The sequence below is a fragment of the Actinopolyspora mortivallis DSM 44261 genome, from assembly GCF_000384035.1.
In the GTDB taxonomy this organism is placed as follows: domain Bacteria; phylum Actinomycetota; class Actinomycetes; order Mycobacteriales; family Pseudonocardiaceae; genus Actinopolyspora; species Actinopolyspora mortivallis.
This window is the reverse complement of sequence record NZ_KB913024.1, coordinates 2452427-2467047: the sequence shown is the minus strand read 5'-3', so window position 1 is coordinate 2467047 and position 14621 is coordinate 2452427. Positions and strand designations below refer to the sequence as shown.

The 14621-nt window shown below is 69.2% G+C and carries 13 protein-coding genes; 11 read left to right on the top strand and 2 right to left on the bottom strand.

The genetic code is table 11. From position 1 onward, the window contains the following. Positions 1-14 precede the first annotated feature (14 nt). Together ACTMO_RS0111645 and ACTMO_RS0111640 are read right to left on the bottom strand one after the other, a co-directional pair. Complete coding sequence (locus ACTMO_RS0111645; RefSeq protein ID WP_019854876.1) at positions 15-1544, bottom strand: sodium:solute symporter; 1530 nt, start codon at positions 1542-1544, stop codon at positions 15-17. A 33-nt stretch (positions 1545-1577) separates the two neighbouring features. Further along, complete coding sequence (locus tag ACTMO_RS0111640) at positions 1578-2783, bottom strand: anhydro-N-acetylmuramic acid kinase (protein WP_019854875.1); 1206 nt, start codon at positions 2781-2783, stop codon at positions 1578-1580. A 115-nt stretch (positions 2784-2898) separates the two neighbouring features. Here ACTMO_RS0111640 and ftsY point away from each other — a divergent pair, with 115 nt between their 5' ends. The 11 genes from ftsY (at position 2899) to rimM (ending at position 14610) form a co-directional block, all read left to right on the top strand. Next, a complete protein-coding gene (gene ftsY / locus ACTMO_RS0111635) occupies positions 2899-4434 on the top strand; it encodes a signal recognition particle-docking protein FtsY (RefSeq protein ID WP_019854874.1) in 1536 nt (511 codons plus the stop codon). Positions 4435-4736: 302 nt separating this feature from the next. Continuing rightward, positions 4737-6077, top strand: coding sequence for an ammonium transporter (locus ACTMO_RS0111630; RefSeq protein WP_026449130.1), 1341 nt, complete (start codon positions 4737-4739; stop codon positions 6075-6077). Continuing rightward, positions 6074-6412 (top strand): P-II family nitrogen regulator, encoded by a 339-nt coding sequence (locus ACTMO_RS0111625; protein WP_019854872.1) that lies wholly within the window; start codon positions 6074-6076, stop codon positions 6410-6412. Before ACTMO_RS0111630 ends, ACTMO_RS0111625 begins: the two co-directional genes overlap by 4 nt. Positions 6413-6857: 445 nt before the next feature. Further along, positions 6858-7418, top strand: coding sequence for an AAA family ATPase (locus ACTMO_RS0111620; protein WP_026449129.1), 561 nt, complete (start codon positions 6858-6860; stop codon positions 7416-7418). A gap of 292 nt (positions 7419-7710) precedes the next feature. Next, positions 7711-9441 carry a DEAD/DEAH box helicase gene (locus ACTMO_RS0111615; RefSeq protein ID WP_019854870.1) on the top strand — a complete coding sequence of 577 codons (1731 nt, stop codon included), beginning with the start codon at positions 7711-7713 and terminating at the stop codon, positions 9439-9441. A gap of 150 nt (positions 9442-9591) precedes the next feature. Next, positions 9592-11121, top strand: coding sequence for a signal recognition particle protein (ffh, locus tag ACTMO_RS0111610; protein ID WP_019854869.1), 1530 nt, complete (start codon positions 9592-9594; stop codon positions 11119-11121). 9 nt (positions 11122-11130) lie between these two features. Next, a complete protein-coding gene (locus ACTMO_RS0111605) occupies positions 11131-12204 on the top strand; it encodes a metal-dependent hydrolase family protein (RefSeq protein ID WP_019854868.1) in 1074 nt (357 codons plus the stop codon). 150 nt (positions 12205-12354) lie between these two features. Next, the gene (locus ACTMO_RS0111600) at positions 12355-13143 is read left to right on the top strand and encodes a CPBP family intramembrane glutamic endopeptidase (RefSeq protein ID WP_019854867.1); all 789 of its coding nucleotides are present in this window, start codon (positions 12355-12357) and stop codon (positions 13141-13143) included. Positions 13144-13366: 223 nt separating this feature from the next. Beyond that, positions 13367-13819: a 30S ribosomal protein S16 gene (gene rpsP / locus ACTMO_RS0111595; protein ID WP_026449128.1), complete on the top strand. Its 453-nt coding sequence runs from the start codon at positions 13367-13369 to the stop codon at positions 13817-13819. Next, entirely contained in the window at positions 13816-14055 is a 240-nt protein-coding gene (locus ACTMO_RS0111590; RefSeq protein ID WP_019854865.1) for an RNA-binding protein, read from the top strand. The genes rpsP and ACTMO_RS0111590 overlap by 4 nt, the downstream gene beginning before the upstream one ends. Before the next feature lie 9 nt (positions 14056-14064). Then, positions 14065-14610, top strand: a complete 546-nt coding sequence (gene rimM, locus ACTMO_RS0111585; RefSeq protein WP_026449127.1) for a ribosome maturation factor RimM — start codon at positions 14065-14067, stop codon at positions 14608-14610. Positions 14611-14621 lie beyond the last annotated feature (11 nt).

Below are 14621 nucleotides of genomic sequence, written 5' to 3'. Positions count from 1 at the left end.
CCGTCCCGGCGGGTTCAGGGGCGCTCGGAGGGTCGGTCGGGTACGTCTTCGGAAGCGGTCTTCCCCCCGACGGTGCCGACGCGGTGGCGCAGGGAGAGCAGCCCTCCCACCAGGAGGGTGATCGCCACCCCGATCGGGGTGTACCAGGGAAAGGCCAGGGGGGCGTGACCGCCCTGACCGTCGGGGAAGGTCACGCCCCCGGCCAGCCAGAGCACTCCCAGCAGAGTGGTCACGAAGGCGGCGAGCGCGTCACCGTGCCGAGCTCCTCGGACGAGCAGCCCCAGCAGGAACGCGCCCAGCAACGCCCCGTAGGTGTAGGAGGCGATGCCCAGGCCCACCTCCACGACGGGGTTGTCGGTGGTGGTGAACACCGAGGCGAACCCCACGAACACCAGGGCCCACCCGAGCGTGGCCGTCCGGGCCAGCCGCAGCAGCGTCCGCTCCTCCGGGACCCGTCGGGTGAGCCGTTGGTAGAGGTCGCTGACGGTGGAGGTGGACAGGGAGTTCAGCGAGGAGGAGAGCGTGCTCATCGCTGCCGCGAGGATGCCGGCCAGCAGCAGCCCGGTCAGTCCCGGGGGGAGTTCGGTGACCACGAACCGGGGAAACAGCTCGTCGCTGCTGGCCATCCCCATCGCCTCCGGAGCGGCTCCGGAGAAGAACGCCCACAGCATCACCCCGACGAACAGGAACAACGCGAACTGCGCCGTCACGACCAGACCACTGGCGATCACGGCACGTCTGCTGTCGGCCAGGGTGCGGCAGGCGAGCAGCCGCTGCACCATCAACTGGTCGGCCCCGTGGGAGGCCATGGCGAAGAAGGCGCCCCCCACCACCGCGGTGACCACGGAGTACTGGTTGGTGAGCACGGCCGCTCCGACGTCGAACAGCTGGAACTTGCCCGCTTCGACGGCCCTGTCGAACCAGCCGGAGGGGAGCTTTCCGAGCAGGATCAGCCCGGCGATCGCGGAGCCGCCGACGTAGACGCCCATCTGCACCACGTCGACCCACACCACCGCCCGGATACCCCCGAAGTAGGTGTAGACGACGGTCAGCGTCGCGAGGACCAGAATGATCTGCCAGTACGTCACGGACAGCCCGAAGGAGCCGAGCATCACCTTCACCGGGATCGCGGTGGCGAACAGACGGAGCCCGTCGGCGAGCAGCCTGGTCACCAGGAACGTCACCGAGGCGGTTCCCTGGAGTCCGCCTCCGAAACGTTCCCCGAGGAAGGCGTAGGCGCTGACCAGGTTTCCCGCGTAGTAGCGCGGAAGCAGGACCAGGGCGACCACGACGCGACCGACGAGGTAGCCGAGCGCGAGCTGCAGGTAGGTGAACGAGCCCAGGTAGGCCACGGTGGGCACGCTGATCACGGTCAGCGTGGAGGTCTCGGTGGCCACGACGGAGAGGCAGACCGCCCACCAGGGGAGGTTCCGTCCGCCGAGGAAGTAGTCCCGGGTGCCGCGTTGCCTGCCTGCGAGCAGGATCCCGAGCGCGGGTGTCGCGATCAGATAGGTTCCCATTATCGCCAGGTCGACGACTCGCATGGCGGCTCCCGGTCGGTGGTGGGGCGGGGATGCTCAACCGAGCACCCGCAGGGTGCGCACCGGCGTCCGGTGTGGGGGAGGCAGCCGCACGGGGTCCCGACCCGGTGTGATGCTGCCCAGTACTCTCGGTCCGGCCGCTCCCGTGGCGCTCGGCACGTTGCCCGCGATCCCGTGCAGGGTGAGGAATCCCAGCAGCGTGGCCAGATAGGCCTCCTTGGCCGCGCGGGGCACCCCGTGTTCGTCGCTCGTGGACAGTTCGATGCCCCGGTTGCCCAGTTCCCGGCGCAGTTCCGCGTACAGCACCGGGTTGGCCACACCTCCGCCGGAGGCCACCACGAAGTCAGCCGAACACGCCGAGCACTCCTCGGCGACGGTCAGCGCGGTGAGCCGCGTGACGGTGGCCACCAGGTCCGCCTCGTCGACGTGGGGAACTCCGGCGAGTCGCCGGCGGAGGTAGTCGTGGTCGAAGTGTTCCCTTCCGGTGGACTTCGGGGGGCGGCGGGTGTAGTAGTCGTCCTTCGACAGTTCCTCCAACAGGTCGGTGCGCGTCCGTCCGCGCGCGGCGATCTCACCTCCGTGGTCGCTGGTCCGTCCCGTCGATCCCAGGGAGACGGCGGCGTCGATGAGTGCGTTTCCCGGTCCGGTGTCGTAGCCGAGCGTTCCGGCCTCGCCCAGCACGGTGATGTTGGCTATCCCACCGATGTTCAGTGCCGCGGCGGTCGCGCAGCGGGCTCGCGCCGAAGGGTGGTCCCGGAGGAGTCCGCGCAACCAGAGGGTGTCGAAGACCGGGGCCAGTGGTGCTCCCTGGCCTCCGGCGGCCACGTCCCGCCCGCGGGGATCGGACACCACCGGCAGGCCGGTGCTCTCGGCGATCCAGGAGGGCTGTCCCAGTTGGAGTGTGCCCGTCGTCCGGCCGTGCTCCACCAGATGGTGGACGGTCTGCCCGAGCGAGGCGACCAGCTCGGCTCGGCCCGCCGCGAGTTCGTCGAGGCCGATCCGGGCCGCTCGGGCCAGTTCCCGCCCCGTCTCGGCGTCCAGCCGGCACCACCGCGCACTCCAGCCCTCCTCCGGGGACGGATTCCGCAGTTCCTCGCGCAGTCCCTCGGGATAGGGCAGTTCGAGGTGCCCGAGGGGGCGGAGTTCGATCTCGTCGGCGCGCGTGGTCAGTTCCGCCGCCGCCACGTCCCACGCGTCCATGGAGGTGCCGGAGAGCAGACCGATGACGCGGCACTTTCCCATGACGGTGGTTTAGATCACTATCGGGTGAAAACGCAAGCACGACACGTGGGTTTTCGGTGAATTACCCACCAGGGTCGCCTCGGGAAGGTCGCTCGGAGGGTGCGACGATGGGGCCGTGACCACCACGAATGTGATCCTGATCGTCATTGCCGCACTGGTGGTGCTGGCGTTGCTCGTCGGCACGGGTTTCCTGTTGGCCCGGCGCAGACGGGTCAGTCTCTCCCGGGACGAGCAGCGGGACACCTCAGCCGGCCAGGGCGGTGGTTATCGCACGGGCGGCGGTGTCAGTCTCTCCAGCGGCGCGGACACCGCCGTGACCGAGCATCCCGTCGGGGAACGCACGGAGACGGAGGGGCAGCCCGCCGTCGGCGACGACGCCGCCGTTCCCCGGGACAGCGAGCGCCGTGACATCGTGGACGTTCCGCTGCCCACCACCTCCGAGGACGAGGCCGCCACCGCGGAGCGCGACGACAGCTCCGTGGAAGACGCCGGGACTGCCCCGGAAGCACGGGAGGAGACCCGGCAGGAACCCGCTGTTCCGGAACAGCAGACGGCCGCGGAGGACTCCACCGGCCCGGCTCCCGAGATTCCGCGGGAGAGCACCGAGACGGGGGCGACGACCTCGGCCCCGGAACGTTCCGAAACCGGGGCCGCTCCGGAACGGACCGTTCCCGAGGAGGAACCGGAGTCCGAGCGGGCCGGAACGGAACCGATCGAGCCTTCGGCCGGGCGGCTGGAACGCCTGCGCGGCAGGCTCTCACGCTCCCGCTCGATGCTCGGGCAGGGCGTACTGGGACTGCTCGGTGCCGGGGACCTGGACGAGGAGTCCTGGGAGGAGATCGAGGACACGCTGCTGATGGCCGACATCGGCGCGGCCACCTCCTCCGAGATCATCGAGCGGCTGCGCACCGAGATGGCCGCTCGCGCGGTGCGTGGCCCCGAACAGGCCAGGGCCCTGCTGCGTGAGGTGCTGGTCGAGGCACTCGGTCCGGAACTGCCTCGTTCGGTGCGGGCGCTGCCACACGGTGATCCCTCCGACGGAGGCAAACCCGCCGTCGTGCTGGTGGTCGGGGTCAACGGGACCGGAAAGACGACCACCACCGGCAAACTCGCCAGGGTACTGGTCGCCGACGGACGTTCGGTGTTGCTCGGCGCGGCCGACACCTTCCGGGCGGCCGCCGTCGAACAGCTCGGCACCTGGGGAGAACGTGTCGGTGCCGAGGTGGTGCGGGGCAACGAGGGAGCGGACCCGGCCAGTGTGGCCTTCGAGGCCGTGCAACGCGGTGCCGACACGGGAGTGGACGCCATCCTCGTCGACACGGCGGGCCGCCTGCACACGAAAACCGGGTTGATGGACGAACTCGGCAAGGTCAAACGCGTGGTGGAGAAGCGTGCCCAGGTCGACGAGGTGCTGCTGGTCCTGGACGCCACCACGGGACAGAACGGGCTCGCCCAGGCGCGGGTCTTCGCCGACGTCGTCGACGTGACCGGGATCGTGCTCACCAAGCTGGACGGCACGGCCAAGGGGGGCATCGTCTTCCAGGTGCAGCGTGAACTCGGCGTTCCGGTCAAACTGGTCGGTCTGGGGGAGGGTGCCGACGACCTCGCCCCCTTCGAACCGCAGGCCTTCGTGGACGCCCTGCTGGAGTGACGCGGTGTCCGTGGGGTTTCCGTCGGGTCCGGTCCCCTCCGGGGCCGACAACCTCACCCGAGCCGGTGCCGTCCCCGCCACGCGGTGGCGTCCGGGGCCGACGGTTCGGCCAGAGCCCGTGTTCGTCGGTGGCTCTCCGGTCGTCCTCGCCGCGACGTAACACCGTGGTCATCCGGAGAACTCGTTCGTAACCCGGGTGCCCACGAACGTCATCGGCGGGACACAACGGCATTCCCACCCGGAAACACCTTCCTCCGAGGATGCGGCCCAGTCCGGAACGCAGGGTCGTACGGGAGGGCGATGTGAATTCGGGTGACACCGCTTGGGTGCTGGTGTGCGCGGCTCTGGTCATGCTCATGACCCCCGGCTTGGCGTTGTTCTACGGGGGGATGGTCCGCGCACGCGGAGTGCTCAACATGTTGATGATGAGCCTGGCCAGCCTGGGGCTGGTGGGGGTGCTCTGGGTGCTCTACGGGTACTCCACCGCCTTCGGAACGGATGTCGGAGGGGTGGGGCTGCTCGGTTCGCCGACCGAGTTCTTCGGCATGTCCCGCCTGGTCGGGGCCGACGCGCTCTCCGACACGATCCCCACCTTCGCCTTCGCGGCCTTCCAGGCGATGTTCGCGATACTGACCGTGGCCCTGATATCAGGGGCGGTCGCCGACCGGGCGCGTTTCGGTCCGTGGGTGCTCTTCGCCGGACTGTGGGCCACCCTGGTCTACTTCCCGGTGGCCCACTGGGTCTTCGCCTTCGACGAGACCAACGCCGCCGGGGAGGTCACCGCCGTGGGCGGCTGGATCGCCAACCGGGTGGCCGCGATCGACTTCGCGGGCGGTACCGCGGTACACATCAACGCGGGGGCCGCGGCCCTGGCACTGGTGCTCGTGCTCGGTCCGCGCACCGGGTGGCCGCGTGAGACCGGCAAGCCGCACAACCTGCCGCTGGTGGTGCTCGGTGCCGGACTGCTGTGGTTCGGCTGGTTCGGGTTCAACGCCGGGTCCGCGTTGAGCGCGGGGGACACCGCCGCCGTGGTCTTCCTGAACACCCTGGTGGGGGCGAGCGCGGCCATGCTGGCGTGGTTGCTCGTGGAGCGGCTGCGGCACGGCAGACCGACCACGTTGGGAGCCGCTTCGGGCATCGTGGCGGGCCTGGTGGCGATCACCCCGGCCTGTTCCGCCGTGACTCCCCTGGGCGCCGTGGCGATCGGTCTCGTCGCGGGGGCCTGCTGCGCCCTGGCCGTGGAGCTCAAGTACCGGCTGCGCTACGACGACTCCCTGGACGTGGTCGGGGTGCACCTGGTCGGGGGGTTGGTCGGAACCCTGTTGGTGGGCTTCTTCGCTTCGGAGAGCGCTCCGGAGGGAGTGGCCGGTCTGTTCTACGGCGGGGGAGTGGACCAGCTGTGGAGACAGACCGTCGGCGCGGTCGCGGTGCTGGCCTACTCCCTGGTGCTGAGCTGGTTCCTGGCCTGGGTGCTGCAGCGCACCATCGGTTTTCGGATCGACTCGCGTGGTGAGCACGCCGGCATCGACGAGACCGAGCACGCCGAGACCGGATACCACTTCGCCGACGTCGGCAGCACTCTGCGCAGGCCCGCTACGGAGGAGCGCGGTTCGACCGACGCCCTGGAGGGGAGTTTCCGATGAAATTGCTCACGGCTGTCGTGCAACAGTCCCGCGTGGAGGAGGTCCGTGCTGCGCTGGTCTCCCTGGGTGTGCGGGGTATGACCATCGCCGAGGTCCGTGGCTGCGGAAGACAGCAGGGCCACACCGAGATCTACCGGGGCGCCGAGTACACCGTGGACGTGGTGGACAAGACCAGGATCGACGTCCTGGTCGACGACGCCGAGATCGACGAGGTGGTTCGTGCGGTGGTTTCCGCCGCCCGCAGCGGAAACGTCGGCGACGGCAAGGTGTGGGTGACGCCGGTGGACTCGGTGGTACGGGTACGCACCGGCGAGACCGACGAACGAGCGGTCTGAGCGGACGCGACGGGAACCGACCGGAGAGGACGGGCGCCCCTGGGGCTCGTCCTCTCCGGTTTTTCGTGTTCCCGCCACGTACCCGATGGGCGTGCGTGGTTTCGGACACCGAGGGGATCCGCGTTCTGCGTAGCACTACGCAGGGTTGTTCGGGGGGTATCACGGTCTCGCGTGGCCCACGGGCGCGGCCAGAATGTTCGGTGTGACGCGTTGGGCGGAGCCGGTTGGGGGGAGTCCCCGCCCGTTCTGGGGGTCGGGCGGGGACCTGGTCCGCGCACGCGTCGGGGCCCACACCGGACGGCCCGTGGAGGGGGCGGGCCGTCCGGTGGTCTCTTCCCGCGCTCTCTCCGGTGCCCCCGTGGGCCGGTTTCCGTAGGCTGGGGTGGCAGTGGAGGCGCGGCGTCGATCAGGACGGAACGGAACTCCCGTGGACGGCGGAGGGGACGTGGGCTCCGTCCCGGCGAGGGGGGTCGGGATTCGGCTGGCTCCACGGGAGTTGTTGGTCGTGGCGGGGCTGCCGGGAGCGGGCAAGAGCACCGCCCTGCGTTCGCTGACCAGTTCCGTGCCGGTGACGGTGCTGGACTCCGAGGGGGTGTACCGCGTGCTGTCGGCCTGGTCCGGACTCCCCTACCGGGTGTTGAGGTGTGTCGTGCACCCGGTGCACTACGTACGGACGGTGCTGTGCTGTGTCCGGGTGCCGGGGCCGGTGGTGGTCCACGTTCCCGCGACGCGTGTGCTGGCTCGGCTGGCCCTGCTGGGCCTGGCCGCGGCGACGGGACGGACCGCGGCGCTGTTGTGGGTGGACGTGCCCCCGGGGCTCGCGTTGGCGGGGCAGCGGGCACGTGGTAGGATGATCAAGGCACGGTCTTTCGTACGTCATGTACGCCGTGCCCGTCGGACCCGACGGGTGATGCTGGCTCCGACCGCCCCTGCTGGGTGGCGTGGAGTCCATGTGGTCACCCGTGCGGACATAGCCGAGGGGATCCACCTGATTCCGTTGGGGTGAGGTTGCTCCTTTTCGGCCGTACGGGTGCCGAGGCAGACGTGATCGCCCGTTATCCTGAATCAGTACGCACCGGGGACGGGCCGGTGCTGCCGGCTGAGATACATCGAGCTGCGAGTGACTGGCAACAGAGTGTGCGTTGCGGGTGTGCGCGGCCCGAGATGCGTAGGCGCCGGTGCGGTGACTGTGCCGTCGTCACGTGGACCTGATTCGTGCGATCCGTCCGCGGAGACCACTGCGGGTCCGTTCAGAGTGCTTCAGCCGCCCCGACCACACGAGGAGAACCCAGACTTACATGCCTACATTCGACGAGCTCGAACTCGACTCCCGCGTTCTCGCCACACTGACCGACCTCGGCTACGAGACTCCCTCCGCGATCCAGGCCGAGACCATCCCCTCCCTGCTGGACGGCCGGGACGTGACCGGACAGGCACAGACCGGCACGGGCAAGACGGCCGCCTTCGCCCTGCCCATCCTGTCGCGGATCGACCTCGACAGGCGGCAGAAGCCCCAGGCGCTGGTGCTCACACCGACCCGTGAACTGGCCATCCAGGTGGCCGAGGCCTTCCGCGGCTACGCCGCTCGCCTCCCCGGCTTCCGGGTGCTGCCCATCTACGGGGGGCAGAGCTACGGGCCCCAGCTGAGCGGCCTCCGCGAAGGGGCCCACGTGGTGGTCGGGACCCCGGGAAGGATCATCGACCACCTGGACCGGGGCTCCCTCGACCTTTCCGGGCTCAAGCAGCTCGTGCTGGACGAGGCCGACGAGATGCTGCGCATGGGATTCATCGAGGACGTCGAGCGGATCCTGCGTTCGGTGCCGCAGCAGCGGCAGATCGCGCTGTTCTCGGCGACCATGCCGAACGCCGTGCGCAACATCAGCCAGTCCTACCTGAACGAGCCGGTCGAGGTCGCCGTGCGCAGTGCCACCACCACGGGGACGAACATCCGGCAGCGCTACTGGTCCGTCCGCGGGGTGCGCAAACTGGACGCGCTTTCCCGGCTGCTGGAGGTCGAGCCGATCGACGCGGCCATCGTGTTCGCCAGGACCAAACAGCTGACCGAGGAACTCACCGAACAGCTGCGTCTGCGCGGGTTCAACGCCGCCGCCATCAACGGGGACATCGCCCAGGCACAACGGGAACGCACCATCGAGCAGTTGCGCCGAGGACGCGTCGACATCCTGGTGGCCACGGACGTGGCGGCGCGGGGACTGGACGTGGACCGGGTTTCCCACGTGCTCAACTACGACGCCCCGCACGACAGTGAGTCCTATGTCCACCGCATCGGGCGCACGGGCCGGGCCGGCCGCAGCGGCGAGGCCATCCTGTTCGTCACCTCGCGGGAACGGCAGTTGCTGCGGTCCATCGAGAAGGCGACCGGACAGTCCATCGCGCGTATGGAGCTGCCCTCGATAGAGGCGGTCAACGAACGGCGTCTCGAAAGGTTCCGTCGGCGGATCACGGAGACGCTGGAAAGCGGCGACCTCGAGGTCTTCGAGAAGCTGGTGCGCGACTACGAGGAGGAGACCGGGGTTCCCGCCGCGCGGGTGGCCGCCGCGTTGGCGAGCATGGCACAGGGTGAGCAGCCGCTGTTGCTGCAACCCGAGCCCGAACCGGAGAGCAAGGCCGGCCGACGGGGTGGCCAGGCCGGGAACGCGGACACGGCGATGTTCCGGGTCGAGGTGGGCCGACGGAACCGGATCACCCCCAGTGCCCTGGTCGGCGCGCTGGCCAACGAGGGGGGACTGTCCAGCAAGCGCATCGGGCACATCGACATCCGGGACGAGCACACCCTGGTGGAACTGCCCGCCGAGCTCTCGGAGGACCTGCTGCGCAAGCTGCGCAAGACCCAGGTGGCCGGGCGCGGACTGCGGATCAGCCGCGCCGAGGGCGAGACGCCGCGCCGTTCCGGCGGATGGTCCCGCAGGCCGGGGCGGGAGCGTTCGAGCTCCCGACGGCGGGGCAGGACCGGCTCCACGGGAGCTCGTTCCGGGGCCGAGAAGCGCCCCACGGCCGATCGGGGATGAGCACCGCCCGCCGGGTGCCGGGGAACTCCTCCGGCACCCGGCGGGATTTCGCGTCGGGGCGCTTCCCACGTACCGTCCGAGGGCGGGCCTGTCCGCTGAACGGTTACCCTCGGCATAGGAACATCGACGACTCTTGGAGCCCGTGAACCCGTGTTCGACACTCTTTCCGACCGGCTCACCTCGGTTCTGAAGAACCTGCGCGGCAAGGGGCGGTTGTCCGAGGCGGACATCGACGCCACCGCGCGCGAGATCCGTGTCGCGCTGCTGGAAGCCGATGTGGCGCTGCCCGTGGTGCGCAGTTTCATCTCGGGGGTCAAGGAACGTGCCAAGGGAGCCGAGGTCTCCCAGGCGCTGAATCCGGCCCAGCAGGTCATCAAGATCGTCAACGAGGAACTCGTCGGCATCCTCGGCGGGGAGAAACGCGATCTCGCGCTGGCCAAGAACCCGCCGACCGTGATCCTGCTGGCGGGATTGCAGGGTTCGGGCAAGACCACGCTCGCGGGGAAGCTGGCCAAATGGCTTTCCGGACAGGGACACACCCCGCTGCTGGTCGCCTGCGACCTCCAGCGTCCCAACGCGGTCACCCAGCTCCAGGTGGTCGGGGAACGTGCCGGTGTTTCCGTGTTCGCCCCGGAACCGGGCAACGGGGTCGGCGATCCCGTCGACGTGGCGCGTCGGGGAGTGGCCGAGGCCCAGCGTGCCCAGCACGACACGGTGATCGTGGACACGGCGGGGCGTCTGGGTGTCGACGAGGAGATGATGCGGCAGGCCTCGGACATCCGGGACGCCGTCGACCCGCACGAGACCCTCTTCGTCGTCGACGCCATGATCGGTCAGGACGCGGTGAGCACCGCCGAGGCCTTCCGGGACGGGGTCGGTTTCACCGGCGTGGCGCTCACTAAGCTCGACGGTGACGCGCGGGGTGGCGCCGCCCTGTCCGTGCGTCAGGTCACGGGCCAGCCGATCATGTTCGCCTCGAACGGGGAGAAGATCGAGGACTTCGACGTGTTCCATCCGGACCGGATGGCCAGTCGGATCCTCGGCATGGGCGATGTGCTCACCCTGATCGAGCAGGCGGAGCAGGCTTTCGACGCCGACCGGGCCGAGCAGGCCGCGGAGAAGCTGGGCACGGGGGAGCTCACCCTGGAGGACTTCCTGGAGCAGATGCAGGCGGTCCGCCGGATGGGACCACTACAGAACCTGGTGGGGATGCTTCCCGGCGGCAACCAGATGAAGGACCAGCTCGCCAACTTCGACGAGAGCTACCTCGATCGGGTCCAGGCCATCATCCGTGGCATGACCCCGGAGGAGCGAGCCAACCCGAAGATCATCAACGCCTCGCGCAGACAGCGTATCGCCAACGGGTCGGGTGTGCGCGTCAGCGATATCAACGACCTGGTCAACCGGTTCTTCGAGGCTCGCAAGATGATGCAGCAGATGGCGGGCCAGTTCGGTGGCGGTGGTGGCGGCGGCAGCCGCAAGAACAAGAAGGGCAAGAAGGGCAAGAAGGGCAAGAACAAGGCCCCCACACCGAAGGCGGCACGGGGCGGAATGCCCGCCGGTTTCCCCGGTCTGCCCGGGGGGCAGCAGGGTCAGTCCCCGCAGCTGCCCGGTGGGTTGAACCAGCTTCCTCCCGGCTTCGACCCCTCCAAACTCGATTTCGGCAAGAAAAAGAAGTAGGACACGGCCTTGACCGCTCTCCACCTGCGCGGTGTGTTGCTTCCCGAGGACCGGACGCGGGAGCTGTGGGTGCGGGACGGGGTGATCAGCACCTCGCCCGTGCCGGGAGCCGTCACCGTCTTCGACGGGGGGTACATCCTCCCCGGGCCGGTGGACTCCCACTGTCACGTCGGTGTGGGCCCGCAGGGGCCCGTGGAGCTCTCCGAGGCCGTGGCACAGGCGGAAACGGACCGGGACGCGGGGACGTTGCTGATGCGTGACTGCGGATCCCCCGTGGACACCCGACCGCTGCAACTGCGTGAGGACCTGCCCCGGATAGTCCGGGCGGGGCGCCACCTGGCCCGTCCCAAGCGCTACATCCCGGGGCTGGCGGAACAGCTCGACGATCCCGAGGAACTGCCCGAGGCCGTCGCACGACAGGCCGAGTACGGCGACGGGTGGGTGAAGCTGGTCGGTGACTGGATCGACCGCTCCGTGGGCGACCTGGCTCCGCTGTGGTCGGACGAGGTTCTCGAACGTGCGGTGGCGGCGGCGCACGAGCGCGGGGCGCGGGTCACCGCCCACGTGTTCGGGCCGGACGCGTTGCCCGGCCTGCTCGGGGCGGGGATCGACTGCATCGAACACGGCACGGGACTCGACGACGCGATGATCGACCTGATGGCCCGGCGGGGTGTGGCGCTGGTCCCCACGTTGATCAACGTCGAGAACTTCCCCTCCTTCGCCGCCGCCGCGACCAAGTACCCCACCTACGCGGCGCACATGACCAAGCTGTACCGCTCGGCGCAGGACACGATCGGCAGGGCCGTCGAGGCGGGGGTTCCGGTGTACGCCGGCACGGACGCCGGGGGCGGTATCGCGCACGGCAGGCTGGTGGACGAGGTTCTCGCACTGCACGGGGTGGGGATGTCCTCGGAGCGGGCCCTGGCCGCCGCCACCTGGTCGGCCCGGCGGTGGCTGGGATTCTCCGGTGTGGAGGAGGGCGCCGCCGCCGATCTGGTGGGCTACGAGTCCGACCCCCGCGAGAACCTGGAAGTGCTGCGCACACCGAAACGGATCGTGCTGCGCGGGCGCGTGGTGGGGTGATCCGCCTGCCACGTGGAGGTGATCCGGGTAACCGCTTCGGGTGGGTGTATCGGGTGCTCGCTTCGCGGGACCACCGTTAGTCTGGCACTTCCCGGCGACACCCGAGTGACGTCGGTGCAACGGAGTAGAACAGACCGTACGGAGGTGTCCGTGACCGCACCGCAGTCGCCGGAAAACGATCGTGGTGCGGGTCGGGGACGCCCGGAGCGAGCGACCGGGATTTCCGTCGACCCGAGGGGGCACCTGGCTCCTCGTTGGGGTTTCGGTGCCTTCTTCCTGGCCGAGGCCGTTTTCGTGTTGGTGTCCGTGGGACTGGCCGCCGCGTTCGGGGACTTCGGAAACGGTGGCTGGGTGGGTCCCATGTTCGTGCTGGTGCTGATGGCCCCGACCGTGTTGGCCGGTGTGGTCGCCGTGGCAGCCACCTTGGTGCGGGGCAACGGTCCGGTACGGGACTTCGGACTGCGGTGGCGTCGCTCCGACGTACGTATCGGCCTGGTGATCGGTCTGTGCGGTCTGGTGCTGAGTACCGTCGCCTCCGTGCTGTGGACGCGCTGGGTGGGCACGGAACAGGCCACCTCGGCGGTGGGCAGCCTCCTGGAGGACGTCGAGCTGTCCCCGGCGCTGGCCGTGGTCATCTTCCTGCACGTGTGGTTGGTTGCCCCGGTCTGCGAGGAGCTGTTGTACCGGGGACTGCTGTGGGGAGCCATGGAACGGCTGCGGTTCAACCAGCTGACCGTGTTCCTGCTCACCACGGCGATATTCGCCATCGGCCACTTCGAGCCCACCCGAACGGTGCTGCTGCTCGTGATAGCCCTTCCGATAGGGCTGGCCCGGCTGATCACGGGAAGGTTGACTGCTAGCGTCGTGGCGCACCAGGTGAACAACTTTCTTCCCGCCCTGGGGTTGTTGCTCATGTCGTTGGGCCTGCTGCCCTCTTGAACAGGGCGTTTTCCCCCGTTCGGCGGTGTGGCCCGGGGGGTCGGAGGGCACCTCGCGAGGTTCTCCGGAGAGGGTCTGGCACAATGGGAAGTTGTTCGCCACGAGCGGGCTCTCTCACCGCTTCGTGGCTGGTCGAAGTAGGGGTTGTCCCGGCGTGTTTTGACATGGTTCGTCCGGGACGCTCACCGGAGCACGAACGAGAGTTTGAGGAGCACCACCACCCGTGGCAGTGAAGATCAAATTGATGCGGCTGGGCAAGATCCGCGAGCCGCACTACCGGATTGTCGTCGCGGACGCGAAGACTCGGCGTAACGGCCGGGACATCGAGACGATCGGTCAGTACCACCCGAAGCAGCAGCCGAGTCACATCCAGATCGACTCCGAGCGTGCGCAGTACTGGCTGAGTGTCGGCGCGCAGCCCACCGAGCGAGTGCAGCACCTGATGAAGGTCACCGGGGACTGGCAGAAGTTCAAGGGACTGCCCGGTTCCGAGGGCACCCTGAAGGAGCAGCCCGGCAAGAGGTCCAAGCAGGAGCTGTTCGAGGAGGCCTTGGCCGCCGCCGACACCGACTCGGGTTCCGAGGCCACCACCCCCAAGAAGAAGGGTGGCAAGAAGGCCGAGGCCGCTGCTGACAACGAGGAGAGCAAGGAGCAGTCCGGGGAAGGACAGGAGTGACTGTCCTCGCGGACGCGTTGGAACACCTCGTGCGGGGAATCGTGGACAATCCCGACGAGGTGCGGGTCGAATCGTTGACGACGCGTCGCGGCCGCACACTGGAAGTGCACGTCAACCCCGAGGACTTGGGGAAGGTCATCGGGCGGGGCGGTCGTACCGCGACCGCGTTGCGTACTGTCATGTCCGGTGTCGGCGGCCGCGGGATCCGCGTCGACGTGGTGGACACCGATCGCTGAGCGGCGGTTATGGCTGATCAGCAGGCTGCCCCACTGGTTGTCGGCCGTGTGGTGAAGCCGCACGGAGTGCGCGGCGAGTTCATGGTGGACGTCCGTTCGGACAGTCCGGATCGCCGGTTCGTGGCGGGGGCTGTTCTCGGTGTCGGAGGAGGGACCGGAGGCGCTACTCCCGAGTCGCTTGAGCTGGTGGCCGCCCGGTGGCACGCCGGGCGGCTGCTGGTGCGGGCGAGGGAGATCTCCACTCGTGACGGAGCGGAACGTCTCCGGGGCGCCCTGCTGACCGTGCGCCCCGAGGAGCTGGAACGCCCGGAGGATCCGGACGAGTTCCACGACCATCAGCTGGAGGGTCTGTCGGTCGAGCACACGGACGGGACGGTGGTCGGGACTGTGGCGGGAGTGGTGCACGCCCCCGCCGGTGAGCTGCTCCGCGTCTCCGTGTCGGGTGAGCGGCGCGAGTCACTGGTTCCTTTCGTGCACGACATCGTCGTCGAGGTGGACCTCGCGGCGGGGACCGTGCTCATCGATCCGCCCGAGGGGTTGCTCGATCCCTTCTGATCCCGTTCGGC

What these genes read in the sequence shown, in the direction of transcription:
- rimM (WP_026449127.1), top strand. Translation starts at nt 14,065, where the DNA reads ATGGCTGATCAGCAGGCTGCCCCACTGGTTGTCGGCCGTGTGGTGAAG.
- ACTMO_RS0111640 (WP_019854875.1), bottom strand. Translation starts at nt 2,783, where the DNA reads ATGGGAAAGTGCCGCGTCATCGGTCTGCTCTCCGGCACCTCCATGGAC.
- ACTMO_RS0111625 (WP_019854872.1), top strand. Translation starts at nt 6,074, where the DNA reads ATGAAATTGCTCACGGCTGTCGTGCAACAGTCCCGCGTGGAGGAGGTC.
- ACTMO_RS0111645 (WP_019854876.1), bottom strand. Translation starts at nt 1,544, where the DNA reads ATGCGAGTCGTCGACCTGGCGATAATGGGAACCTATCTGATCGCGACA.
- ACTMO_RS0111615 (WP_019854870.1), top strand. Translation starts at nt 7,711, where the DNA reads ATGCCTACATTCGACGAGCTCGAACTCGACTCCCGCGTTCTCGCCACA.